21 protein-coding genes and 1 riboswitch are annotated in these 23,528 nt (G+C 70.9%); of the genes, 13 read left to right on the top strand and 8 right to left on the bottom strand.

All coding sequences use genetic code 11. The features are described 5' to 3' along the window. The first annotated feature begins 24 nt into the window (after positions 1-24). From aroB to IE066_RS01750, 4 genes are all read left to right on the top strand, one after another. On the top strand, positions 25-1,113 hold the full coding sequence (gene aroB, locus IE066_RS01765) for a 3-dehydroquinate synthase (RefSeq protein WP_229790717.1): 1,089 nt from the start codon (positions 25-27) through the stop codon (positions 1,111-1,113). A 69-nt stretch (positions 1,114-1,182) separates the two neighbouring features. Continuing rightward, the gene (locus IE066_RS01760; protein ID WP_189446608.1) at positions 1,183-1,434 is read left to right on the top strand and encodes a WGR domain-containing protein; all 252 of its coding nucleotides are present in this window, start codon (positions 1,183-1,185) and stop codon (positions 1,432-1,434) included. Positions 1,435-1,658: 224 nt separating this feature from the next. Next, entirely contained in the window at positions 1,659-2,735 is a 1,077-nt protein-coding gene (hemE, locus tag IE066_RS01755; protein ID WP_189446607.1) for a uroporphyrinogen decarboxylase, read from the top strand. Next, the gene (locus tag IE066_RS01750; protein WP_189446606.1) at positions 2,732-3,172 is read left to right on the top strand and encodes a hypothetical protein; all 441 of its coding nucleotides are present in this window, start codon (positions 2,732-2,734) and stop codon (positions 3,170-3,172) included. The genes hemE and IE066_RS01750 overlap by 4 nt, the downstream gene beginning before the upstream one ends. A 13-nt stretch (positions 3,173-3,185) precedes the next feature. Here IE066_RS01750 and IE066_RS01745 read toward each other — a convergent pair whose 3' ends face one another. Beyond that, positions 3,186-6,722 (bottom strand): two-component regulator propeller domain-containing protein, encoded by a 3,537-nt coding sequence (locus IE066_RS01745; protein ID WP_229790623.1) that lies wholly within the window; start codon positions 6,720-6,722, stop codon positions 3,186-3,188. A 142-nt stretch (positions 6,723-6,864) separates the two neighbouring features. Here IE066_RS01745 and IE066_RS01740 point away from each other — a divergent pair, with 142 nt between their 5' ends. Genes IE066_RS01740 through IE066_RS01730 form a run of 3 tightly spaced genes read left to right on the top strand, consistent with a single transcriptional unit; the run spans position 6,865 to position 8,590 of the window. Continuing rightward, entirely contained in the window at positions 6,865-7,470 is a 606-nt protein-coding gene (locus IE066_RS01740) for a YceI family protein (RefSeq protein WP_189446605.1), read from the top strand. After that, positions 7,467-8,048 (top strand): cytochrome b, encoded by a 582-nt coding sequence (locus IE066_RS01735; RefSeq protein WP_189446604.1) that lies wholly within the window; start codon positions 7,467-7,469, stop codon positions 8,046-8,048. Before IE066_RS01740 ends, IE066_RS01735 begins: the two co-directional genes overlap by 4 nt. After that, entirely contained in the window at positions 8,045-8,590 is a 546-nt protein-coding gene (locus tag IE066_RS01730) for a YceI family protein (RefSeq protein ID WP_189446603.1), read from the top strand. The genes IE066_RS01735 and IE066_RS01730 overlap by 4 nt, the downstream gene beginning before the upstream one ends. Positions 8,591-8,598: 8 nt before the next feature. Here IE066_RS01730 and IE066_RS01725 read toward each other — a convergent pair whose 3' ends face one another. Beyond that, positions 8,599-8,844 carry a glutaredoxin family protein gene (locus IE066_RS01725; RefSeq protein WP_189446602.1) on the bottom strand — a complete coding sequence of 82 codons (246 nt, stop codon included), beginning with the start codon at positions 8,842-8,844 and terminating at the stop codon, positions 8,599-8,601. A gap of 79 nt (positions 8,845-8,923) precedes the next feature. Between IE066_RS01725 and IE066_RS01720 the strand changes: the two genes are divergently transcribed. Continuing rightward, positions 8,924-10,306, top strand: coding sequence for an L-serine ammonia-lyase (locus IE066_RS01720; protein ID WP_189446601.1), 1,383 nt, complete (start codon positions 8,924-8,926; stop codon positions 10,304-10,306). A 138-nt stretch (positions 10,307-10,444) separates the two neighbouring features. Here IE066_RS01720 and IE066_RS01715 read toward each other — a convergent pair whose 3' ends face one another. Genes IE066_RS01715 through metX form a run of 3 tightly spaced genes read right to left on the bottom strand, consistent with a single transcriptional unit; the run spans position 10,445 to position 13,763 of the window. Further along, positions 10,445-11,548, bottom strand: coding sequence for a homoserine dehydrogenase family protein (locus tag IE066_RS01715; protein WP_189446600.1), 1,104 nt, complete (start codon positions 11,546-11,548; stop codon positions 10,445-10,447). Further along, a complete protein-coding gene (metB, locus tag IE066_RS01710) occupies positions 11,548-12,744 on the bottom strand; it encodes a cystathionine gamma-synthase (RefSeq protein WP_189446599.1) in 1,197 nt (398 codons plus the stop codon). The genes IE066_RS01715 and metB overlap by 1 nt, the downstream gene beginning before the upstream one ends. Next, positions 12,741-13,763 carry a homoserine O-succinyltransferase MetX gene (gene metX / locus IE066_RS01705; protein ID WP_189446598.1) on the bottom strand — a complete coding sequence of 341 codons (1,023 nt, stop codon included), beginning with the start codon at positions 13,761-13,763 and terminating at the stop codon, positions 12,741-12,743. The genes metB and metX overlap by 4 nt, the downstream gene beginning before the upstream one ends. 64 nt (positions 13,764-13,827) lie before the next feature. Further along, positions 13,828-13,929: riboswitch (SAM riboswitch) on the bottom strand. 108 nt (positions 13,930-14,037) lie between these two features. On the opposite strand from metX, the gene IE066_RS01700 reads away from it, so the two are divergent. Next, positions 14,038-15,141, top strand: a complete 1,104-nt coding sequence (locus IE066_RS01700) for an NHL repeat-containing protein (protein WP_189446597.1) — start codon at positions 14,038-14,040, stop codon at positions 15,139-15,141. Further along, positions 15,138-16,064 (top strand): peptidoglycan DD-metalloendopeptidase family protein, encoded by a 927-nt coding sequence (locus IE066_RS01695; RefSeq protein WP_189446596.1) that lies wholly within the window; start codon positions 15,138-15,140, stop codon positions 16,062-16,064. The genes IE066_RS01700 and IE066_RS01695 overlap by 4 nt, the downstream gene beginning before the upstream one ends. A 3-nt stretch (positions 16,065-16,067) precedes the next feature. Here the strand turns inward: IE066_RS01695 and IE066_RS01690 are convergent, their stop codons facing one another. After that, on the bottom strand, positions 16,068-17,150 hold the full coding sequence (locus IE066_RS01690; RefSeq protein ID WP_189446595.1) for an HDOD domain-containing protein: 1,083 nt from the start codon (positions 17,148-17,150) through the stop codon (positions 16,068-16,070). Positions 17,151-17,327: 177 nt separating this feature from the next. On the opposite strand from IE066_RS01690, the gene IE066_RS01685 reads away from it, so the two are divergent. The 3 genes from IE066_RS01685 to IE066_RS01675 all read left to right on the top strand — a co-directional run bounded on the left by IE066_RS01685 (position 17,328) and on the right by IE066_RS01675 (position 21,806). Then, positions 17,328-18,932 (top strand): peptide chain release factor 3, encoded by a 1,605-nt coding sequence (locus IE066_RS01685; RefSeq protein WP_189446594.1) that lies wholly within the window; start codon positions 17,328-17,330, stop codon positions 18,930-18,932. A 64-nt stretch (positions 18,933-18,996) separates the two neighbouring features. Continuing rightward, positions 18,997-19,671: a PAQR family membrane homeostasis protein TrhA gene (gene trhA, locus IE066_RS01680; RefSeq protein WP_189446593.1), complete on the top strand. Its 675-nt coding sequence runs from the start codon at positions 18,997-18,999 to the stop codon at positions 19,669-19,671. A 158-nt stretch (positions 19,672-19,829) separates the two neighbouring features. Then, on the top strand, positions 19,830-21,806 hold the full coding sequence (locus IE066_RS01675; protein WP_189446592.1) for an AsmA family protein: 1,977 nt from the start codon (positions 19,830-19,832) through the stop codon (positions 21,804-21,806). Here the strand turns inward: IE066_RS01675 and IE066_RS01670 are convergent. Next, positions 21,794-22,753: a glycosyltransferase family 2 protein gene (locus IE066_RS01670; RefSeq protein ID WP_189446591.1), complete on the bottom strand. Its 960-nt coding sequence runs from the start codon at positions 22,751-22,753 to the stop codon at positions 21,794-21,796. The two genes, IE066_RS01675 and IE066_RS01670, sit on opposite strands and share 13 nt — an antisense overlap. Before the next feature lie 22 nt (positions 22,754-22,775). Beyond that, the gene (gene mtgA, locus IE066_RS01665) at positions 22,776-23,501 is read right to left on the bottom strand and encodes a monofunctional biosynthetic peptidoglycan transglycosylase (protein ID WP_189446590.1); all 726 of its coding nucleotides are present in this window, start codon (positions 23,499-23,501) and stop codon (positions 22,776-22,778) included. Between the last annotated feature and the right edge of the window lie 27 nt (positions 23,502-23,528).

The raw sequence follows: 23,528 nt of genomic DNA, 5'->3' as shown, positions 1-23,528 counted from the left end.
GCCTCGGGCGGCGCGCGCCATCGCCTGGACGTCGACTCGCCGTCGGGCCCCTACCCGATCCACATCGGTGCCGGCCTCGTGGCCGACGGCGAGGCGCTGGCCGCCGCGCTTCGCGGACGCCAGGCGCTGCTGGTTACCGATGCGAACGTCGCCGCGCTGCACGCGCCAGTGGTCGAGGCCGCGCTGCGGCGGCATCGGCCGACGCTGGACCTCGCCACACATGTGATTCCACCGGGCGAATCGGAAAAGACGCTGGACCGCTGGCGCGAAGTGATCGATGCGCTCGCAGCGCTCGGCGCCACGCGCGACGCGGCGGTGGTCGCACTCGGCGGCGGCGTGGTCGGCGATCTTGCCGGCTTCGCGGCCGCCTGCTGGATGCGCGGCATCGACGTGGTGCAGGTGCCCACCACGCTGCTGGCGATGGTCGATTCCTCCGTCGGCGGCAAGACCGCCGTGGACCTGCCGGCCGGCAAGAATCTCGTCGGCGCGTTCCATCCGCCGTCGGCGGTGGTGGCCGACACGGCGATGCTCGCCACGTTGCCGGATCGCGAACTGCGCGCGGGTCTTGCCGAGGTGGCGAAATACGGCGCGGTGTTCGACGCGCACTTCCTGGGCTGGCTGGAAGCGAAGGCCGACGCGCTGCTCGTGCGCGATCCGGACGCCATCGCCGAGGCGGTGGCGCGCTCCTGCGGGTTCAAGGCCGAGGTTGTCGCGCGCGATCCGTTCGAGCGCGGCGATCGCGCGCTGCTCAACTTCGGCCATACCTTCGGTCACGCGATCGAGGCCGAGCAGGGCTATGCGGGCGCGGTCGGCGGACTGGTTCATGGGGAGGCGGTCGCGGTCGGCATGGTGCTGGCTGCGCGTCTCTCGGCTGCGCTTGGGCGCGCACCGATGGCGGACGCCGATCGACTCGAGCGCCTACTTGCCCGTTTCGGCCTGCCCACGCGGATTCCGGCCGGGCTGTCGCCGCCGTCGTTGCTCGCCCGGATGCGGCTGGACAAGAAGGCCGATGCCGCGGGCCTGCGCTTCATCCTCTGGGACGCGGCCGGCGAAGGCCGCATCGCGCGCGATGTTCCCGAGGCGAAGGTGCTCGAGGTTCTGGCCGCCGACTGATCGGCGCGCCGCGGGCGACCGGACCGGCCCGCGGCCCGGCATTCACCCCGCGCGGCTACAATTCCGCCGATGCGACTGCTCCTGCAACAACGGCCCGAAGGCCGCGAAGCGCCGCGCTTCGTCCAGTTCATGCTCCAGCCCGACCTGCTCGGCGGGTGGACGCTCGTGCGTGAGTCCGGCCAGATCGGCGGCCGCAGCACCGTGCGTCGCGAGCAGTTCCTGGACCAGGCTTCCGCGTTTGCAGCGCTGGAAAGCGCGCGCGACACGCACATCAAGCGCGGCTTCCAGCTGATGTTCGCGGAGGGCGCTGCCCCGCGCTGATGGACTGCCGGGGCAGTCCATGCGGGGCAGCGCGCCCGGGCATGGATGCCCGGGCAGGACGATCGGAAGCGATCCGCGTGCGCCATGGATGGCCTCAGTCGACGACCGAAGCGACGTGAGCGCCGTCGATGGCATCAACCGTTCCCCGAAGCGACGTAACCGCCGCCTGCGCCATGCGCAGAATGCACCGCACCCGACCAGACCAGCCGGAGCGACGTTCCCACATGACTCATCCCACCCTCCAGAACGACCGCTTCCTGCGCGCGCTGCGCCGCGAATCCGTCGACCGCACGCCCGTGTGGCTGATGCGACAGGCCGGCCGTTACCTGCCGGAGTACCGCGCCACGCGCAAGCGCGCCGGCAGCTTCCTGGCCATGGCGAAGAACCCGGAGATCGCCTGCGAGGTCACGCTGCAGCCGCTGGAGCGTTTCCCGCTGGATGCGGCGATCCTGTTCTCCGACATCCTCACCGTGCCCGACGCGATGGGCCTTGGGCTGTACTTCGTCGAAGGCGAGGGCCCGAAGTTCGAGCGCCCGGTGCGCACGGCCGACGACATCGCCAGGCTCGCCGTGCCCGACGTCGGCAGCGAGCTCCGCTACGTCACCGATGCGGTCTCGCTGATCCGCCGCGAGCTGGGCGGTCGCGTGCCGCTGATCGGCTTCTCGGGCAGCCCGTGGACGCTGGCCTGTTACATGGTCGAAGGCGGCGGCAGCAAGGATTTCGCGCGGGTGAAGTCGCTCGCGCTCAACGATCCGCAGGCCATGCATCGCCTGCTCGACGTGGTCACCGACGCGGTCATCGCCTATCTCGACGCGCAGCGCATCGCCGGTGCGCAGGCGATGCAGGTGTTCGACACCTGGGGCGGCGTGCTGTCGCCGGCCATGTACCGCGAGTTCTCGCTGCGCTACCTCGAGCGCATCGCGCGCGAGCTGCCGCGCGGCGAAGGCGCTGACGCTGCGCCGCTGATCCTTTTCGGCAAGGGCAACGGCCTGCACCTCGAAGCCCTCGCCGCGACCGGCGCCGAGGGCGTCGGCATCGACTGGACCGTCGACCTCGGCGACGCTGCGCGTCGCACCGGCGGTCGCGTCGCGCTGCAGGGCAATCTCGACCCGGTGACGCTCTACGCCTCGCCCGAGGCGATCCGCCGCGAGGCCGGCCGCGCGCTCGATTCGTACCGCGACGGCAACGGCGGCTCGCGCGAGGGGCACGTGTTCAACCTCGGACACGGCATGTCGCCTGACATGGATCCGGAGCACGTCGCCGCGCTGGTGCGCGCGGTGCACGAGCTCAGCGCGCGATGAGGGCGCTGGCGCTGCTGCTCGCGGGCATGGTGCTCGCGCCGGCTGCAGGTGCCACCGAGAGCTTCTCCGGACGCTACGACCACCGCACCGACGGGCCGCCCGATCCCGTCTGGACGCTTCGCGACACGGCTACGGGCGTGCGCATGGAGCGCCATGACGGCCTTTCACTGCCCGTGCGCGCGCTCGACGGTGGCGAACTCGCGCAACTGTGGTCACGTCTCGACTGGCCGGCCGACACCGCGGCCGCCGTGAGCTGCATGGGCTGGGCCGACGAGCCCGGCCCGTTCTCGCAGCCCTTCGTCGGCACCCTGACCGCGGTGATCTGCCGCGTGCCCGCCGCCGCACGCGCACGCATCGACTGGCTGCGCGACAACGCCAGCGACTGGATCTACTACGACACCGGCTTCGGCGTCACCGCGCTGCGTCGCTTCGACTGACGACGCGCGCAGCTCAGCCCGCCTCCGCCGCCAGCGTCTCGCGCAGCAGTTCGCCCAGCATCGCGCCGGTCACGGGCTTGCGCAGGAAACCGTCGAAACCGGCCGCGCGCGCCGTCGGCTCGGATGCCGCGTCGGCGCGTGCGGTCACCGCGACCATCGGCGCCCGGAAGCCCTGCGCGCGCAGCTGGCGCGCCACGGCGAAGCCATCGATGCCCGGCAGGTCGAGGTCCAGCAGCGCGATGTCGTAGGCGGCGACCGTCGCCTCCGCGAGCGCGGCCAGGCCGTGCGCCACGTGCTTCACGCGGTGGCCCTGCGCTTCCAGCAGGCCGCGCACCACGGCCGCCACGGTCGCGTCGTCCTCTACCAGCAGCACCGACAACGATGGCAGTGGCGACGCCTCGCGGACGGCAGGCGTCGCCGGTATCGAAACCGGGGCCGACACCGCCTCGCGCAGCGGCAGGTCGACGTGGAACGTCGCGCCCGCGCCGGGCACGCTTTCGACCGAGATGCGGCCGCCCATCGCGTCCGCGAGTTCGGCGCTGATCGCGAGGCCCAGCCCGCTGCCGCCGTAGCGTGCGGCGGTGCGCGCACCCTCGGCCTGCTGGAAGCGATGGAACAGGCGCGCGGCCTGCTCGCGCGACAGACCCGGGCCCGTGTCGGACACGCTGAAGCGCAAGCGGTCGCCGTGCCGTGCGATGCGCAGCCTGATGGAGCCGTGCTCGGTGAACTTGCCCGCGTTGCCGAGTAGGTTGAGCAGGATCTGCCGCAGCCGGCTGCAGTCGCCGACGATGGCGCGCGGCACGTCGGGCGCGACCGCAAGCGCGAAGGCGAGCCCGCGCTGCCCGGCCAGCGGCGCTGTCAGCGCGGCGACCTCGTCGAGCATGCGATGCAGGTCGAACGGCTCGTCGGCGATTTCCAGATGTCCCGAATCGATGCGCGCGAGATCCAGTGCGTCGTTGAGCAGACGCAGCAGGTGCTCGCCCGCCGTGCGGATCGAATCGAGGTAGCCGCGTTGGCGCGCGTCCAGCGGCGTGTCGGCGAGAAGCTCGGTCATGCCGAGCACGCCCGTCATCGGTGTGCGCACCTCGTGGCCGAACGTGGCGAGAAACCGCGTCTTCGCGTCGGAGGCCTCCTGCGCCAAGCGGCGCTCGTGCTCGATGCGCTGCAGGGCGGCGCGCCGCTGCAGGCGATTGCGGAGCACCAGCGCGGCAGTCGCCAGCGCGAGCAGCGCGACTACGGCGAAGGTCGCGTAGGCCCAGCCGGTGCGCCACCACGGCGGCCGCACGCTGAATTCCAGGCTTTGCGGCGCGGACCAGACCTGGTCGGCGCCCCGCGCGATCACCTGCAGCCGGTAGCGGCCCGCCGGCAGTTGCGAAAACACGCGCTCGCCGTCCGCGCCCACGTCGATCCAGCCGCGGTCGAAGCCGGCGAGCCTGAAACGATAGGCATTGGCGCCCGCGTTGTTGAACGACACCAGCCGCGCGCGCACGCGCAGGTCGCGATCGCCGTCGCGCAGTTCGGCGAGCGTTCCGGCCGACAGCGGGATACGGCGGTCGCCGCGGCGCACGTCCACCGATTCGATGCGCAGTTGCGGCACGTGCGACGCCGGCCGCACCACCGCCGGGTCGAACACGACCAGCCCCTCGGGCGTACCGACCAGGATGCGGCCGTCGCCCGGGCGTGCCACCGGTGCCGCGGCGAACTCCTGGCTCGGCAGCCCGTCGCGCACGCCGTAGACGCGGATACGCCGTGCCAACGGATCGACGCGCACCAGGCCGCGCACGCTGGTCGCCCAGCCGATGCCGTTCGCATCGACGGTGATGCCGGTGGGGGCGACGCGCGGGAAGCCGGCGTCGGCATCCAGGCGATCGCGCAACGCGAGCCGGCCATGCTGCAGGCGATAGCGCTCGACCGCGCCGAAGCGCGCGAGCCAGACGTCGCCCGCCGCATCGAGCGCGAGGCCATGCACCGCGGCACCGTCGGTGCCGGCGACGCGCACCAGGCGCTGCCGCGCCTCGCTCCATTCCAGCAGGCCGACGGAGGTGGCGAGCCAAGGCACGCCACCGGGGCCGAGCTCGAGATCGTGCACCGCCGCGCCGCGCGGCAGGCCGCGGCCGTCGCCGGGCTGCAACGAGGCCAGCACGCGCCCACCGGGCTCGCGCAACTGCACGCCGCCCTCGCCGCCCAGCCAGATGCGACCGGCGCGGTCCTGCAGCAGCGCGTGCGACTCGCCCGACAGCGCGCCGTCGTGCATGCCGACCGACCAGCGCATGAGGCGGCCGCTCGGGGGATCGAAGCGCGCGAGGCCGTCGAGGTAGCTGATCCAGACGCGGCCGTCGCGATCGGCCAGCACGCCATCGAGGATCACGCCCTGGCCGACATCGTGCGCGACGTGGTCCACCTCGCCGGTCTCGCTGTCGAAGCGGTCGAGCACGCCGCCGCTGCCCACCAGCCACAGCGTGCCGTCGCCGCCCGGTGCGATGCCGCGCACCTGCGCGTTGGCCAGCGTGGCGGGATCGTCGATGCGCCGCGACAGCACGGAGAACTGCCGCCAGCGCGGCGGCAGGTACCACAGGCCGTGCGTATTGCTGGCGAACCACAGGCCGCCTTCGTGGTCCTCGTGCGCGCCGACCCACGCGGGCCGCACCAGCCCGCGCGACGCGGAGCTGTAGAGCGGCACGGTCACCACGCGGTGCTCGCTTTCCACGCCGAGGCCTTCCGGCACGTCGAACCAGTGCGTGTCCTCGCGGTCGCGCAACAGCATCTGCAAAGGCGCGCCGCCGGTGGGGGTCCACGCCGGCGCGTGCAGCGACCCGTCGCGATCGCGTCGCACCAGGCCGCGCGGCGTGCCGATCCACAGCGCGCCATCGCGCTCGGCGGCGAGCCCGTTGATGGCGGGATCGGGCAGCCGCGTGGCGTCGTCGCGCACGAATCCCGCGCCGTCCCAATGCGCGACGCCGTTGGCGGTGCCCACCCAGAGGCGGCCGTCGCGCCCGATCTCCAGCTTGCGCACGGCCGTGTGCGGCAGGCTGCGTGCATCGCCCGGGCGCGGCACGAAGCGCTCCACGCGCCCGGCGTGAAGGCGATGCAGGCCGGCACTCGCGGTGCCGAACCAGATATCGCCATCGCGCGCGGCGGCAACGCACCAGACCTCCGTTCCGCCCACGCCCGGCGTGGTGGCGTCGTACCAGGTGAAGCGCTCGCGGCGCGCGTCCAGCATCGCGAGACCGGCGCTGCGGGTGCCTATCCATACGCGGTCCTGCGCATCGATCGCGAGGCTCCAGACGAAGTTGTCGCGCAACCCCTGCTCCACGCGCCAGATGCGGAAGGACACGCCGTCGAAGCGCGCGAGCCCGTCGCTGGTGGCGATCCACAGGTAGCCGGCGCGATCCTGCGCGATGTCGTTGATGCGGTTCGAGGGCAGGCCGTCGGCCACGGTGAACTGCCTCGGCCGCGGTGTCTCGGGCAGGCCCGCGCGCGCGTGGCCACCTGCCAGCATTGCCGCCACGACGAGCAGCCCCGCGATGCGGCCGACGATTCCCCTGTGCATCCTGCATCCCCCCTGGTTCCGGCGAAGGCTGCGCCATCGCGTCCGCCGGGGCAACTTCGATGGAACGTCCCGTTCCGGCGCGGCCCGACACTCGCTTCCGCGCGGCGCGCCTAGAATCGGCCGCATCCGCCGAGGACCGTCCATGCGCCCACGCCTGCTGCTCGCTGCCTCGCTGCTGCTGCCTGTCGTGGCGATCGCCGAGGACTTCGCGATCGATCCCGTGCACACGCGGGTGATGGTCGCGGTCGAGCACGCCGGTTTCTCGCGCGCGCTGGGCACCGTGTCCGGCAGCAGCGGGCGGGTGACGTTCGAGGAGGGCTGGCGGAATGCGCGCGTCGAGGTCGCCATCCCGCTCGACCGCCTGGACTTCGGCGACGCCGACTGGAATCGGGCCGTGCAACGCCTGCTCGACAGCGCGCGCACGCCCAGCGCGCGCTTCGTGTCAGACCGCGTGACGCCGCGGGACGCCACGCATGCCGAGATCTGCGGCACGCTGAGGCTGCACGGCATCGATCGCCCGCTGTGCATGGAGGCCACGTTGAACGCGCTCAAGCGCCATCCGATGCCGCCGTTCCGCCGCACGCTCGGCGTCTCCGCGACCGCGCGCCTCGACCGTTTCGACTACGGCATCGACGACTGGCCCGGCGTGATCGGCCGCGACGTCGAGATCCGCATCGAACTCGAGGCCAGCCGCGGCATCGGCGCGCCGAGGGCGGACCTTCCCCCCGACGAGGACACCACGAAATGAGCACCGGCGCCTCGCTGCTGCCGCCCCGCTGGGGCGTCGTCAGCCAGCTGTTCCACTGGACCTGCGCTGCACTCGTGATCGCGCTCGGCGCGATCGGCCTGTACATGACCGAGCTCAGCAGCCCAGTGGCGAAGATCCGCATCTATGCGCTGCACAAGTCGCTGGGCATCACGCTGCTCGCGCTGGTCGTCTTGCGCCTGCTCTGGCGATGGAGCCGCCCCGCGCCCGGGCCGGTGCCCGGCATGTCGCGGCATCTGCGCCTCGCCGCCGACGGCACGCACGGCTTTCTCTACGTGATGATGATCGCCATGCCGCTGAGCGGCTGGCTGTACAACTCCGCATCGGGTTATCCGCTGCAGTGGTTCCGCCGCTTCAACCTGCCCGCGCTCGCGGGCAAGGACGAACAGCTCGCCAGGCTCGCCCACGCGTTGCACGAATACGGCTTCTGGCTGCTGCTGGTGCTGGTCGTCGGCCACGTCGGCGCCGCGCTCTACCACCACCTCTTCCTCGACGACGGCACGCTGCACCGCATGCTGCCGTGGCGTCGCCGCCCGCCTCCGCCGGAGTCCCTGCCGTGATCCGCTTCGCCCCGTTCGTCCTCGCGCTCGCCGCGCTGTCCGCCCATGCCGCCGACTATGTGCAGGCACCGGGCTCCACGCTCACGTTCGCCACCAAGTACCAGGGCGAGGTCTTCGTCGGCCGATTTCCCGCGTTCACCACGCGGCTGAGCTTCGATCCGAAGGCACTCGCGGGTTCCAGGCTCGACGTCGCCATTCCGCTCGCGGGCGCCGCCACGGGCGACGGCGAGCGCGATTCCAGCCTCAGGGGCGCGGACTTCTTCGACGTCGCGAAATTCCCGCAGGCCCGCTTCACCTCGACGAAATTCCGCGCGCTCGGCGGCAACCGCTATGCCGCCGACGGCCAGCTCACGCTGCGCGGCGCGACGCGTCCGGTCACGTTGACCTTCACCTGGACGCCAGGCGCGAAGCCGGTGCTCGCGGGCCAGGCGACGGTCAAGCGGCTGGACTTCGGCGTCGGCGGCGGCGACTGGGCCGATACCGGGCTCATCCCGAACGAGGTTGCCGTGAGCACCAAGGTGATCTTCGCGCCTGCGAAGTAAGCCCGGGTCTAGCGGGAGGTGTCGCCCGCGAGTGCCGTCGCGCGCGCGGCATCGAAGGGCCAGTCGAGTTCACGCCCGGTGGCCGCGTCCCGCAGTACCGGCACGCGCATGCCATAAGCGGTCTCCAGCACCTCGTCCTCGTCGATGAAGACGCTTTCGAAGTCGGGGAAGCGGGCCTGCGCCAGCACCTCGAGCGCGAGGTCGCAGAGGTGGCAGTCGTCGCGCTGGAAAAGGATGAACCGGGTCAGGGGCATGCGCTGCAGTACGGAAAAGCGGCGGCGGGTACGGACGTAGAATAGCCGCCTCCCTCTTCTTCCTTGCGCTGGAGCCGGCGTGGCCGTCAGCACCTTCGACCTGTTCAAGATCGGCATCGGCCCGAGCTCCTCGCACACGGTGGGGCCGATGCGCGCCGCCGCGCGTTTCGTCGAGCGCTGGCTGGTGGAGAACGGCGATCTCGCCCGCACCGCGCGCGTACGTGCCGAGGTATTCGGCTCGCTCGCGCTCACCGGCCGTGGCCACGGCACCGACAAGGCCGTGCTGATGGGGCTGGAAGGCCATTGGCCGAACCTGATCGATCCCGACGTCATCCCGCCGGCGCTCGAGCGCATCCGCGCGACCAAGCGCATCCACCTGCACGGCGAGCACGAGATCGGCTTCGACGAGAAGCACGACCTCATCATGAACAAGCGCCAGAAGCTGCCATTCCACACCAACGGCATGCGCTTCACCGCGTACGACGCGCACGGCGAGGTGATCGCGACGCGCGATTACTACTCCGTGGGCGGCGGCTTCGTGGTCAACCAGGACGAGGCGGCGGAAGACCGCATCGTCGCCGACGAGACCGAACTGCCCTACCCGTTCTCCACCGGAGACGAGCTGCTCGCGCAGTGCGAGCGCACGGGCCTGTCGATCGCGCAGCTGATGTTCGCGAACGAGCAGGTGTGGCGCTCGCCCGCCGAGATCGAAGCGGGGCTCGACGAGATTTGGAACGCGATGCAGAGCTGCGTGGCGCGCGGCATCCGCGAGGTCGGCACGCTGCCGGGCGGCCTGCACGTGCCGCGCCGCGCGCCGGCGCTGCATGGGGAGCTTTCCTCGCGCCCGGAGGCGGCGATGCGCGATCCGCTGACCACGCTCGACTGGGTGAACCTCTACGCGCTCGCGGTGAACGAGGAAAACGCCGCCGGTGGCCGCGTCGTCACCGCTCCCACCAATGGCGCGGCCGGCATCATCCCGTCGGTGCTCCACTACTACGACCGCTTCATCCCGGGCTCGAACATCGGCGGCGTGCGCACGTTCCTGCTGACGGCGGCGGCGGTCGGCATCCTCTACAAGGAGAACGCGTCGATCTCGGGCGCGGAAGTCGGCTGCCAGGGCGAGGTCGGCGTGGCCTGCTCGATGGCCGCGGCGGGGCTCACCGCGGCGCTCGGCGCATCGCCGGGCCAGATCGAGAACGCGGCCGAGATCGGCATGGAGCACAACCTCGGCCTTACCTGCGACCCGATCGGCGGCCTCGTGCAGATCCCGTGCATCGAGCGCAACGCGATGGGCGCGGTAAAGGCGATCAACGCCAGCCGCATGGCGGTGCGCGGCGACGGCAAGCACAAGGTCTCGCTCGACAAGGTCATCAAGACCATGCGCGACACCGGCCGCGACATGCAGGACAAGTACAAGGAAACCAGCCGCGGCGGGCTGGCGGTGAACGTCATCGAGTGCTGATCGCGTGACCGCTTGGCCCACGCGTTGACCGCGACCGCCTTTTCCTGCGGGCCACGCGCTCCTCGTGCGCATCAGACGTAGCGACCGCAGCTCGGGACATCGGTGATGCGACATCGGCGGTTCGACGCCATCCGCGCATCAGCAGGACGCGTCGCGCACGATCGCCAGCACATCGTCCAGCAGCGCGGCCGCGGTGACGCCGGCACCGGCGCCCGGCCCCTGGATCAGCAAAGGTTGTCCGTCGTAGCGGTCGCAGCGGATCGCGACGCGGTTGTCGGTGCCGCGGCCCGGCGCCAGCGGGTCGTCGGGCGCGAGCGATTCCAGTCCCACGCGCGCCAAAATCCGGCCGTCGGCGACCTCGAGCCGCTCGACATGACGCAATCGCTCGCCGCGCCTGTAGGCGGCCGCGAACCGTTCGCGCGTTACCTTGTCGAGCATGGGCAGCGACGCGTCGACGCCATCGCGGGGCAGCGCGGCGAGATGCACGGGCACGAGCGACTCCACGTGCACGTCGTCGCGCTCCAGCGGGAAGCCCGCGGTACGCGCGAGGATCAGCAGCTTGCGGCGCACGTCCTCGCCTGAAAGGTCCTCGCGCGGATCGGGCTCGGTGTAGCCGCAATCGCGCGCCGTGCGGACGAAGCCGGAGAACGGCCGAAGCCCGTCGAACTCGCCGAACAGCCAGGCCAGCGAACCCGACAGCACGCCCGCGATGGACGTGATCGCATCGCCGCCGTCGCGCAGTGCGCGCAGACTGCGCAGCAGCGGCAGGCCGGCGCCCACCGTCGCGGCGTCGCCGTAATGCGTGCCGGCGCGAGTGCAGGCCTCGCGGATCGCTCGCCATCGATCGAGACCGGCGCCCTGCCCGAGCTTGCTGGCCGTCACCACATGCACACCGCGGGCGAGCCAGCCCGCGTGGCATGCGGCGATCGCCTCGCTGCCGCTCGCATCGACGACGATGGCCGGCACGCGGCCGTCGAAAGCATGCAGTGGATCGCTCGGAACGCGCGCGTCGTCGGCGAGACGCGCGCGTGCCAAGGCGGCATCGATGCCGTCGCCGCCCACCACGGCGCCGCGCGAGTTGGCGAGATGCACCAGCCGCAACGGCGGGATCCGGCCGTCGAGCCGCGCCAGCCGGTCGAGCAACGCACCGCCCACCGTGCCGATGCCGAGCAGCGCGATCTCCGCCGCCACGACGGGGCGCCGACGCAATGCAACCGCCGTTGTCGACAACGCGGCGGCCATTACGCCACTGCCGGTTCGCGCCGGCACGCGCGCCGCACGCGGGCAAGCGCGGCGTCGATGTCCTCGATCAGGTCGTCGACGTGCTCGATGCCCACCGACAGCCGCAGCAGCCCGTCGCCGATGCCGGCGCCGCGGCGCGCCTCGGGCGACATCGCCGCATGCGTCATCGTGGCCGGATGGGCGACGAGGCTTTCGACGCCGCCGAGCGACTCGGCCAGGGTGAAACATCGCAGGCCGTCGAGGAAGGCGCGCACGCCCGCCTCGCCGCCTTCGATCTCGACGCTCAGCATCGCGCCGAAACCGTCCTGCTGCCGCGCGGCGAGCGTGTGCCCCGGGTGCGTCGCAAGGCCGGGGTAGTGCACGGCGCGCACCGCGTCGTCGGCCACCAGCCGCTGCACCAGCGCCGCGGTGTTCTCCTGGTGGACGCGCAGCCGCGCATCCAGCGTGCGCAGGCCGCGCAGCGCGAGGAAGCTGTCGAACGGCGAACCGGTGAGGCCAAGTGCGTTCGCCCACCACGACAGCCGTTCGTGCACGGCGGCATCGCGCGCCACCGCGGCGCCGCCTACGACGTCGCTGTGGCCGTTGATGTACTTGGTCGTCGAATGCACCACCACGTCGGCGCCGAATCCGATCGGGCGCTGCAGCGCGGGGGAGAGGAACGTGTTGTCGACCACCGCCAGCGCACCGGCCGCGTGCGCGGCCCCGACAGTCGCCGCCAGGTCGGTGATGCGCAGCAGCGGATTGGACGGCGTTTCGATCCAGACCAGCGAAGCGCCGTCGGCGAGCGCCGCGTCACGCGCGGCCGCGTCGGTCAGGTCGGCCGTCACCAGCTCGAACATGCCCTTCGCAGCCAGCGCGTTGAACAGGCGCCAACTGCCGCCGTAGGCATCGTGCGGCACCACGATCCGCCCGCCCGCCGGCACCAGCGCATGCAGCACCAGGGCGACCGCCGACATGCCGGTCGACGTGATCACGCCGCCGCAGCCGCCTTCGAGCGTGGCCAGCGCGTCGCCGAGCAGGTCGCGCGTGGGGTTGCCACTGCGCGTGTAGTCGTAGGCGCGCTTCACTCCGAAGCCTTCGAACGAGAAGTTCGACGACAGCACGATCGGGGGCGTCACCGCGCCAAACGCGGGGTCGCGGTCGATGCCCGTACGCACCGCGGCGGTCGCGGGTCGCGGCACGGCACGCCCGCTCATGCCGGCTGCTCCGCGTCGATGGCCTCGCGCAGGATCGCGGCGATCGCCTCGGGCTCCTTCAGGAACGCATCGTGGCCGTAGCGCGAGCGCAGCACGCGCAGCCGCGTTTCGCCACGCAGGCCCTGCGCGAGTGCGTAGGCATCGGCCACCGGCACCAGCCGGTCCTGCTCGACCGCCACCAGCGTCACAGGCGCGGTGACGGACGACGGCGCGACGTCCTGCAGGTCGATCGATTCGGACAGGCGCAGGAACGCGGTGATCGGCGTGCGCGCGGCATAGGCCTGGCCGGCGTGGTCGAGGTAGTCCTCGGCGGGCACATGCACGCGGCCGTCCACCACCCGTGCCGCGCCGAAACGCTCCTCGAATTCCTCCGGCGTGCGATAGCCGAGCAATGCGACCTGCCGCGCGAGCACCAGCCCGTCGACGCCGTCGCACTGCAGGGCGCCCAGCTGCACGACACGGCGCTGCAGCGCGCGCCAGGCACTCGAATACGGATGCGCGCGATGCACGCCGCTGATCGCCACCAGCCGATCGACGCGTGCCGGATGCCGCGCCGCGAGCTGCAGGCCCACCATGGCCCCGTACGACGCGCCGGCGAAGGCGTGCAGATGCGCCACGTCGAGGCGGTCGAGCAACGCGGCGATCGCGTCGGCCTGGTCTCCGGGATCGATCGGCACGTCGAGCACGCCATCGGCGCCGAGCCAGTCGATGGCGAGGACGTGGTGCCGCGCGGGATCGATCGCGCGGCCGGCGCCGACCTGTGCTTCCCACCAGCCGCGCACCGGGTCGGCCGCATTCGCGGCGAGGTGCCGATGCGCCGAGATGCCCCCGGCGACGAAGACCGCCGGCAGGCGCGGGTCGCCCACCGTCTCGTAGCGCAGGCGCACGCGGCGCATGCCGGCATGGCGCAGCGCGAGGTCGAACTCGAACTCACCGCGACGGACGGGCGGCGGCGCGAAAAGGATGTCGGTGGCCGTCCATTCGACGTCGCGACGGGAAACGGTTGAAACGAGGCTCATGGCGTGCGCTCCGGGTTGACGGGGCCATCGAGCCTGCGACCCCCGCCCGCGAAGGCGGGGAGCGCGACCATCTTCCGGCATGACGCCGCAGGAATTGGCACCTGGCACTCGCGTGCTGGTTGCCCCGGCGTCTAAGGGCCTGTCCCTCAGCCGGTCTCGATGGATGGCGCGCAGTCTGCCCATGCGGCGCGAGCCTGTCAATCGCTTCATTGCGATGAAGCGATGAAAGCAAATCGCTCAGGCTCCGTGCGGGTGGCGCCCGTACACTGGCGGCATGCGTTCGACCCTCCTGCTCGCCGCGATCCTCGCGGCCCTGACCGGCTGCGCGACGTCGCGCCCAACCACACGTATCGCGTCGCCTGAAACGCCTGCGGTCGACACGGTCGCGCCCGTCACCGGCGCGATCGTGGCCGAACGCTTCGTATCCGAGGCGGACGCCGCCGACGAGCTCGATTCGGCCGCCACGTGGACCACCGAGGACGGCCGCACCTGGGTGATCGTCACCGCCAAGTCGTCCAATCGCCTGGTCGTGTTCGACGGCGACAGCGGCGAGCGCCTGCGCGTGGTCGGCGGCGATGCCGGCGTCGTATTCGGGCGTCCCAACGGCATCGCCGTGCATGGCGATCTCGTCTTCGTCGTCGAACGCAATGCGCATCGCGTGCAGGTGCTGTCGCTGCCGCGATTCGCGCCTGTCGCCGTCTTCGGCGAGGGCGAGCTGCGCAATCCCTATGGTGTCTGGCTCAACGAGACCGCGCCCGGCGAGCTCGACGCCTACGTCACCGACAACTTCATGTACGGCGAACGTTACGACCGCCTGCCGCCGCTCGCCGAGCTCTCGCAGCGCGTCAAGCGCTTCCGCATCGACGTGGATGGCGACCGCGTGCGCGCCAGGCCCGCCGGCGCATTCGGCGACACCAGCGAGGCCGCCGCGCTGCATGCGGTCGAGTCGATCGCGGGCGATGTCGATCACGATCGCCTGCTGATCGCCGACGAGGACGCGGGGCGGCCCTCCACGCTGCGCGAGTACACGCTCGCCGGTCGTTACACCGGCCGCAGCCTGCCGCAGGACACGTTCGACGCCGAGGCCGAAGGCGTCGCGCTCTGGACGTGCGACGACGACGCCGGCTACTGGATCGCGGTCGACCAGCTCCGGCCGCAGACCGTCTTCCATGTCTTCGACCGCGCCACGCTCGCGCCGCGAGGGCAGTTCCGCGGGCGGATCACCTCGCATACCGACGGCATCGCGCTGCACGCCGCCGGCACGCCGAGCTTCCCCGCGGGCGTGCTCTATGCCATCCACGACGACCGCGCGATCACCGCCTTCGACCTGCGCGACGTCGCGCACGCGCTCGGGCTGTCCGAGCGCTGCGCGCGGTGAGCCGTCGCTTCGCCCGCTTCGCGCTGGCCGCGCTGGTCGCACTCGCGGTACTGCCGGCCGTACGCGCCGGCAAGGTCTATCGCTGGGTCGACGCGAAGGGCGTCGTGCACTACGGCGACCACGTGCCGCAGGACGACGCGGCGACGGCACCGGCGCGCGTGGACGTGGTGCCGGTGTCGGCCGAACCCACCGCCATCGCGACGCTGCGCACGCAGGCCTCGGGCCACGGTTTCCAGGCCATCGCCGAGAACCGGCTCGCCGGCCCGATCGAGGTTCGCATGGATTTCTCGCGTGCCCGCAACGTGCGCGGTAATCCGGATCTGCCGGTGCGCGCCGTCGTGCCGGCGCTGCGCGGCGCGGTGGTCAGCTACATCGACAGCGTGGACCTGTCGCAGCCGGGGGATTTCGAGCTGCGCATGGACGTGGTGCCGGGCGACCCGCGCGCGCGGCCGCAGGACGTCGAGTACGTGCTGCCGCTGCAGATGGCCGGCTGGCGCATCGACCAGGGCTTCGGCGGCAGCTTCAGCCACGACGACGAGCAGAACCGCTACGCGCTCGACCTGGCTGCACCGATCGGCACGCCGGTGCTGGCCGCGCGCGACGGCGTGGTGATGCAGGTGGAATCGGATTTCGCGCGCGCCGGCCTGAATCGCGAGCGCTACGCGGGCCGCGCGAACATGGTCCGCATCCTCCATGACGACGGCACGATGGGGCTGTACGCGCACCTCGACGTGGCCGGCGTGCGCGTTCGCAACGGCGAGCGGGTGCGCGCCGGGCGGGTCATCGCGCGATCGGGCAATACCGGCTTCACCACCGGGCCGCACCTGCACTTCGCGGTGCAGGTGAATCGCGGCATGCGGCTGGAATCGATCCGCTTCCGCATGCGCGGCCCGCAGGGGCCGCTCAACCTCGGCGGCGGCTGATCCTCAGACGGCCGCGAGCTTCTCGGCCTTGTCGCGCCATTCCGGCACGCGCTCGATCTGGAACACCGAGCGCAGGTACTCCTCGTCCAGCGGCAGGCCGCCGACCAGCGCGCAGGCCACGTGCACGGCGCCCGGCACCCAGAAGCCGGACATGCGCACCGCGCCCGGGCGGTGGTGGTAGGCCACGGCCTCGACGATCGGCATTGGCAGGCCCCACAGGCCCAGCAGGTAGGCGCCGGCCTCGGCGTAATGCGGGCCCGCGTCGTCGGGGCCACCACGGTTCACGCCCGGCAGCAGCTTGCCGACCTCGGCCAGCAGCGCGGCCGTCGCCGCGAGCTCGCCGCTCGGGCCGCTGAGCAGCTGCCCGGCCAGTCGCGACGTGCGCAGCGCGCGGTCCTGCATCGCCTCGCGCTCCACGTTCGACACCGCGCCGGATCCGAACGCCTCGCTGGTGAGCACGAGGCGCTGCAGGATGCGCGTGCCCAGCCGCGTCACCGCCGTGCGCATGTCGGTGATCGCGCGGCCGGACGAGAAATACGCGGAGTTGCACAGCCGCAGCACCTTCGCCACCACCGCCGGGTCCTGCGAGATCAGCTCGGCGATCTCACCGGCGCCCACGTCCGGGTCCTGCATCAGCCGCTCCAGCTCCATGTAGAGCTTCGGCGGCGGCGGCAGCGAGCCGATGCGGCCGATGGTCTGTACCAGCGTCGGATTGGTGAGCAGGTCGCGCAGTTCCTGCACGCTCTCCACCGCCTCGATCAGTTCGCTCGCGTCCAACGGCTTGCGCAGGAAGCGGTGGGCGACGTCGAGCACGCGGGTGGCATCGGTGCCCTGGCTGCGCTCGAGCAGCAGGATGCGCGCGGCCTCCGGATGCAGCGTTCGCACCTGCTCGAGCAGCTCGCTGCCGGCCATCGCGCCCACCTGCATGTCGCTGACCACCACGTCGATGCGGCGGTCGGACGGCAGCGTCATCGCGTCGCCGGTATCAGTGAGCCAGCAGACCGTCCAGTCCAGGCCGAAATCATGCAGCGCGAGCTGGAGCTCGCCCGCACGGCCACCTTCTTCACCCACGATGACGATGTACACCGATCCCCCGGAACAAAACGGTTCAGGCCCGTACGGCGGTAACGGCCGCCGACGGCGGTTCTTCAGCCCGGTGCGGGCGGGACTGCGACCTCCCGCCCGTTTCGGGCCCGGAGCGGCCGCGCCGGTATAATCGGCGCCCTCCCCGCTCCGCTGCCGCGCGAACCGCGCGCCGACGCCATGTCCGACGTTTCCCTCGAGGCGCTGCGCCGCCGCACCTTCGCCATCATTTCCCATCCCGACGCCGGCAAGACCACGCTGACCGAGAAGCTGCTGCTGTTCGGTGGCGCGATCCAGATGGCCGGCTCGGTCAAGGGACGCAAGGCCGCGCGCCACGCGACGTCCGACTGGATGGCGCTGGAGAAGGAGCGCGGCATCTCGGTGACGTCCTCGGTGATGCAGTTCCCCTACGAGGGCCGCATCGTCAACCTGCTCGACACGCCCGGCCACGCCGACTTCGGCGAGGACACCTACCGCGTGCTCACCGCGGTCGACAGCGCACTGATGGTGATCGACGTCGCCAAGGGCGTCGAGGAACGCACGATCAAGCTGATGGAGGTGTGCCGCCTGCGCGACACGCCGATCATGACGTTCATCAACAAGCTCGACCGCGAGGGCAAGAGCCCGATCGACCTGCTGGACGAGGTCGAGAGTGTGCTGAAGATCCAGTGCGCCCCGGTGACCTGGCCGATCGGCATGGGCCAGCGCCTCAAGGGCGTCGTGCACCTGCTGACGGGCGAAGTGCACCTGTACGAGCAGGGCCGCAATTTCACGCGGCAGGACTCGACGATCTTCTCCTCCATCGACGACCCCGAACTCGAAGCGCGCATCGGCGCGCAGATGCTCGCCGAGCTGCGCGACGAACTCGAACTCGTCGAAGGCGCGTCGCATCCGTTTGACGTCGAGGCCTACCTGCGCGGCGAGCAGACGCCGGTGTTCTTCGGCTCCGCGGTCAACAATTTCGGCGTGCAGCTGCTGCTGGATTTCTTCGTCGAGCACGCGCCGGCGCCGAAGCCGCGCGCGACCACTGGACGCCCGGTCGAACCGGTCGAAGACAAGCTGACCGGCTTCGTGTTCAAGATCCAGGCGAACATGGACCCGCAGCACCGCGACCGCGTCGCCTTCATGCGCATCTGCTCGGGCGAGTTCAAGGCCGGCATGAAGGCCTTCCACGTGCGCAGCGGCAAGGAGCTCAAGCTCGCCAACGCGCTGACCTTCATGGCCAGCGACCGCGAAATCGCCGAGGCCGCGTACCCGGGCGACGTCATCGGCATCCACAACCACGGCACGATCTCCATCGGCGATTCGTTCACCGAAGGCGAGGCGCTGAGCTTCACCGGCATTCCGAACTTCGCGCCCGAGCTGTTCCGCCGCGCGCGACTGCGCGATCCGCTGAAGCTCAAGCAGCTGCAGAAGGGCCTCGCGCAGCTGTCCGAGGAAGGCGCGACGCAGTTCTTCCGCCCGCTGATGTCGAACGACCTGATCCTCGGCGCGGTCGGCATGCTGCAGTTCGACGTCGTCGCCTATCGCCTGAAGGACGAGTACGGTGTCGACGCGAGCTTCGAGCAGGTGCAGGTGGCGACGGCGCGCTGGATCCGCTGCGACGATGCCAAGAAGCTCGAGGAATTCCGCGAGAAGAACGCGATGAACCTCGCGATCGACGCGGCGGGCGAGCTGGTCTACCTCGCGCCGACTCGCGTCAACCTGCAGCTGGCGCAGGAGCGCGCGCCCGCCGTGGAATTCCTGGCCACGCGCGAGCACGCGCATGCGGTCGGCATCGACTGAGGCCCAGCCGGGTCGCTCAAGCGGCTGTCACACCCCATCCGGGCCCGTATCGTAGGATCGGGGCATGGACGCCACCTCCAGCCTCGACCGACCTACCGCTTCGCGCCGGCACGACGCCGTCGAGCACGCCACGCACGAGCTGGCCAATGCGCTGACCCACGGCCTCGGCGCGATCGCGGCGCTCGCCGCCGGCTCGGTACTGATCACGCTGGCGGCCATCTACGGCAACGGCTGGCAACTCGCCGGCGCCATCGTGTTCGGCGTCTGCCTGCTGCTGCTCTACCTCGCCTCCACGCTCTACCACTCGGCGCGTCACCCGGCCACCAAGGCGCGGCTCAAGGTCTTCGACCACTGCGCGATCTACCTGCTGATCGCCGGCACGTACACGCCCTTCACCCTCATCGACCTGCGCGGCCCTTGGGGCTGGGGCCTGTTCGCGGCGATCTGGGCTCTGGCCATCGCCGGCATCGTGTTCAAGCTGTTCTTCACCGGCCGCTTCAAGCGCCTCTCCACCATCCTCTACATCGCCATGGGCTGGATCGCGATCGTCGCGATCCGCCCGCTGATGCAGGCCGTGGATGCGGCGACGCTGGGCTGGCTGCTCGCCGGCGGCGTCGCCTACACGCTGGGCACCGTGTTCTACCTGCGCAACTCGCGTTACTCGCACGCGGTCTGGCACCTGTTCTGCGTCGCCGGCAGCGTGTGCCATTACGTCGCCGTGCTGCGCCAGGTGGTCTGAACCGCGCGCAACGGATTCACCGCTCGTCGACCGGCCGCCGGGGAAGGTGCGGCCGAATCGATCGGAGCGCGCCATGCCGTCACCGCTTCGCCTGTCCGCCTCGCATCGCGTTGCGCCTGCAAGCGCAGGCCGCGCAGTCCTGATGACCCGCTGACGTCATGGCGACGGAGACTGCGGATACGCCCGATAGCGCACCGACACCGCCCACCGGCGGTCCGCTCGCCGCGCTGCGCCGCCATCCGATCCGCACGCTGCTGGCACTTCTCGCCGTCGCGATCGTCGTGCTGATCGTGCTCTGGGACTGGAACTGGTTCCGTCGCCCGATCGAGAAGATCGTGCACGCCAAAACGGGCCGCACGCTGCACATCGCCGGCGACCTCGATGTCGACCTCGGCTGGGTGCCCGTGATCACCGCCGACCGCATCACCTTCTCGAACGCCGACTGGGCGCGCCGCCCGCTGATGGCGAGCACCGATCGGCTGCGCTTCGCCGTCGACCTCAAGTCGCTGTTCAGGCGCCGGGTGGTGATTCCCTCGCTGGCGCTGACGCGCCCCGTTGTGAATCTCGAGCGCGGCAAGCAGGGCGGCAACTGGGTCTTCGACAAGGAGGACGACGGCGGCAACGACGTACAGTTCCGCAACCTGTGGGTCGAGGACGGCAAGCTCGAGTACCTCGACACGCCGCGGCGCATGGACATCGCGCTGCAGGTGCAGAACGAAAAGGCAGAGGGCGACGGCCCACCCCCGATCGTCGCCAAGGGCAGCGGCCACTGGCAGGGCAATGCATTCACGATGTCCGGCCGTGCCGAATCGCCGCTGCGCCTGAAGGACGCCGACACGCCTTACCGCGTCGACATCCGCGCGGCCGCGGGGCGCACGCGCGCGCATGCGCGCGGAACCCTGCTCGACCCGCTGCGGCTGCGCGATTTCGACGTGAAGTTCGCGCTTAGCGGGCAGAACCTGGAGGACCTCTATCCGCTGTTCGGCATCGCGATGCCGCCCACGCCGCCCTACTCGCTCGATGGCCGCCTGACCCGCGACCGCGACGGCCGCAGGACGTCCTGGCACTACAACGGCTTCAAGGGCCGTGTCGGCGACAGCGACCTTTCCGGCGACGCGACCTACGTCACCGGCGGGCCGCGCCGCTTCCTCAAGGGCCGATTCGTCTCGCATCGCCTCGACTTCGACGACCTCGCCGGCTTCATCGGCGCGGCGCCGCAGCGTGGCGAGACCACCAACCCCGAGCTCGCCGCCAAGGCCGCGCGCGACGCCGCGCGTTCGCGCCTGCTGCCCGATGAGCCCTACAAGCTCGACAAGCTGCGTGCGATGGACGCCGACGTCACGCTACGCGCGACGCGGATCAACGCGCCATCGCTGCCGCTGGACAACATGGACGCGCACCTCAGGCTCGACAACGGCGTCGCGCGGCTCGAACCGCTGAACTTCGGCGTCGCCGGCGGCAAGGTCCGCTCCGTGATACGCATGGATGCACGCGAGTCGCCGATCCGAACGCGTGCGCAGATCAGCGCATCCGGCCTCAACCTGCAGCAGTTGCTGCCCCGCTCGGAGGTGATCAAGGACGCCGTGGGCAAGGTCGGCGGCGAGGTCGCGCTGACGGGGACGGGCAACTCGATCGCGAAGATCCTCGGCTCGGCCGATGGCGACGTCGCACTCGGCATGGGCCGGGGCCACATCAGCAACCTCACGATGGAACTCGCCGGCCTGGACGTGCAGGAAGCGCTGAAATTCCTGATCACGAAGGACCGGCGCATTCCCGTGCGCTGCGCGTTCGGCGACTTCGCGGTGAAGAACGGGGTCATGAATGCGCGCTCGCTCGCGTTCGACACCACGGACACCATCATCATCGGCGAGGGCAGCATCAGCCTTCGCGACGAAACGCTCGCGCTGAAGCTGCGCCCCCGCCCGAAGGATCGCAGCCTGTTCTCGTTCCGCGCGCCGCTCTACATCAGTGGCAGCTTCAAGCAGCCGAGTTTCCGGCCCGACATGAAGCGCGTCGGCCTGCGCGCCGCGCTTGCGCTCGCACTCGGCAACATCGCGCCGCCCGCGGCGCTGCTGGCTACCATCGAGATGGGCGGCGGCAAGAACGCGGACTGCGGCGGTCGCTACGCGCGCTGAGGCGGTTCGACGCCCGCCGCGTGGAACTCGTCGACGAAATAGAGCGGGCGCTGCTTGGATTCGTCGTAGAGCCGGCCGAGGTATTCGCCGATCAACCCGAGCGCGATCAGCTGCACGCCGCCCAGGAACAGGATCACCGACATCATGGTCGGCCAACCCGCGACGGGATCGCCCCAGAGCAGCGCCTTGGCGATGATCCACACGCCATAGAGAAAAGCGACCAGCGCCGTCATCAGGCCGAGATAGGTCGCAAGCCGCAGCGGGGCGGTGGAGAAGCTAGTGATGCCTTCGATGGCGAAGTTCCACAGCCGCCACAGGTTGAACTTGGAGGCGCCCGCCAGTCGCGCGTCGCGCTCGTAGGGAATCGAAACGCTGCGATAGCCGACCCAGCCAAACAGGCCCTTCATGAAGCGATGGCGCTCGCGCAGCTGCCGCAGTGCCGCGAGCGAGCGTGGCGACAGCAGGCGGAAGTCGCCGGTGTCGGCAGGAACCGGCGTCTTCGACAGGCGCCCGATCACGCGATAGAACGCGTGCGCCGTCACGCGCTTCAGCCAGCCCTCGCCGGCGCGCAGCACACGCGTGCCGTATACGTCGTCGAAGCCCTCGCGCCACTTCGCCACGAACGCGGGTACGAGTTCCGGCGGATCCTGCCCGTCCGCGTCGAGGATCAGCGCCGCGCCCTCGGTGACGAGGTCCAGGCCCGCGGTGAGTGCCGCCTCCTTGCCGAAGTTGCGCGACAGCCGCAGCAGCGAAACGCGCGCGTCCTTCGAGGCGATTTCGCGCAGCACCTGCCATGTGGCGTCGCGACTGCCGTCGTCGACGTAGAGCACGCGGGCATCGAGTCGCTCGATGCCCGCCAGTGCGGCGACGATGCGCGGATGCAGCAACGGCAGGCTTTCGGCCTCGTTGTAGGCGGCGACCACGACGGTCAGGCGATCGGTATGCATGCCCGGCATCCTAGCGGGACGGTCAATCCAGGCGCTCGAGATAGTCGCGCCCGCCTATCAGCCGCATCTGGCGCTCGATCGCCTTCGCCCGCCGCGCGACGTACGGCCCCGGCCGCGCCGCGTTGTAGCGCTTCGGCGCCGGCAGCACGGCGGCGAGCCGCGCGCTTTCCGACGGCGTGAGGCGCGACGCGTCCTTGCCGAAGAAGCGCCGCGACGCCGCCTGCGCGCCGTATACCCCGTCGCCGAACTCCACCACGTTGGCGTAGACCTCGACGATGCGCCGCTTCGGCCACATCGCCTCGATCAGCAGCGTGTACCAGGCCTCGATGCCCTTGCGCACGTAGCTGCGTCCGCTCCACAGGAACAGGTTCTTGGCGAGCTGCTGGCTGATCGTGCTGCCCCCGCGCAGCTTGCGCCCCTTCGCATTGGCGCGACTGGCCTTTTCGATCGCGGCCATGTCGAAGCCGAAATGCTCGGCGAAGCGCTGGTCCTCCGCGGCCACCAGCGCGACGGGCAGGCTCGGCGAGATGCGTTCGAGATCGCGCCAGCGATAGGCCACCGAGAAGTCGAAATCGCCCGACGTCCAGGCCTCGACCTGCCGTATCGCCATGAAGCTGGAGAACAGCGGGTCGACGAAGCGCAGCGTCGCCACCTGCAGCATCGTCACGAGCACTAGGACCACCGGCAGCCAGAGCAGCCGCCGCAGCCAGCGCCGGCGCCATCCAGGTGCGCCTTGTGATGTCTTCATCGAGCCCCCATGTCCTCGCGTCGCCTT

The organism is Cognatilysobacter xinjiangensis (assembly GCF_014651995.1).
Taxonomy (GTDB): Bacteria; Pseudomonadota; Gammaproteobacteria; order Xanthomonadales; family Xanthomonadaceae; genus Cognatilysobacter; species Cognatilysobacter xinjiangensis.
This window is presented reverse-complemented; position numbering and strand designations above follow the sequence as displayed.

What these genes read in the sequence shown, in the direction of transcription:
- IE066_RS01760 (WP_189446608.1), top strand. Translation starts at nt 1,183, where the DNA reads ATGCGACTGCTCCTGCAACAACGGCCCGAAGGCCGCGAAGCGCCGCGC.
- hemE (WP_189446607.1), top strand. Translation starts at nt 1,659, where the DNA reads ATGACTCATCCCACCCTCCAGAACGACCGCTTCCTGCGCGCGCTGCGC.
- IE066_RS01750 (WP_189446606.1), top strand. Translation starts at nt 2,732, where the DNA reads ATGAGGGCGCTGGCGCTGCTGCTCGCGGGCATGGTGCTCGCGCCGGCT.
- IE066_RS01745 (WP_229790623.1), bottom strand. Translation starts at nt 6,722, where the DNA reads ATGCACAGGGGAATCGTCGGCCGCATCGCGGGGCTGCTCGTCGTGGCG.
- IE066_RS01740 (WP_189446605.1), top strand. Translation starts at nt 6,865, where the DNA reads ATGCGCCCACGCCTGCTGCTCGCTGCCTCGCTGCTGCTGCCTGTCGTG.
- IE066_RS01735 (WP_189446604.1), top strand. Translation starts at nt 7,467, where the DNA reads ATGAGCACCGGCGCCTCGCTGCTGCCGCCCCGCTGGGGCGTCGTCAGC.
- IE066_RS01725 (WP_189446602.1), bottom strand. Translation starts at nt 8,844, where the DNA reads ATGCCCCTGACCCGGTTCATCCTTTTCCAGCGCGACGACTGCCACCTC.
- IE066_RS01715 (WP_189446600.1), bottom strand. Translation starts at nt 11,548, where the DNA reads ATGGCCGCCGCGTTGTCGACAACGGCGGTTGCATTGCGTCGGCGCCCC.
- metB (WP_189446599.1), bottom strand. Translation starts at nt 12,744, where the DNA reads ATGAGCGGGCGTGCCGTGCCGCGACCCGCGACCGCCGCGGTGCGTACG.
- metX (WP_189446598.1), bottom strand. Translation starts at nt 13,763, where the DNA reads ATGAGCCTCGTTTCAACCGTTTCCCGTCGCGACGTCGAATGGACGGCC.
- IE066_RS01700 (WP_189446597.1), top strand. Translation starts at nt 14,038, where the DNA reads ATGCGTTCGACCCTCCTGCTCGCCGCGATCCTCGCGGCCCTGACCGGC.
- IE066_RS01685 (WP_189446594.1), top strand. Translation starts at nt 17,328, where the DNA reads ATGTCCGACGTTTCCCTCGAGGCGCTGCGCCGCCGCACCTTCGCCATC.
- trhA (WP_189446593.1), top strand. Translation starts at nt 18,997, where the DNA reads ATGGACGCCACCTCCAGCCTCGACCGACCTACCGCTTCGCGCCGGCAC.
- IE066_RS01675 (WP_189446592.1), top strand. Translation starts at nt 19,830, where the DNA reads ATGGCGACGGAGACTGCGGATACGCCCGATAGCGCACCGACACCGCCC.
- IE066_RS01670 (WP_189446591.1), bottom strand. Translation starts at nt 22,753, where the DNA reads ATGCATACCGATCGCCTGACCGTCGTGGTCGCCGCCTACAACGAGGCC.
- mtgA (WP_189446590.1), bottom strand. Translation starts at nt 23,501, where the DNA reads ATGAAGACATCACAAGGCGCACCTGGATGGCGCCGGCGCTGGCTGCGG.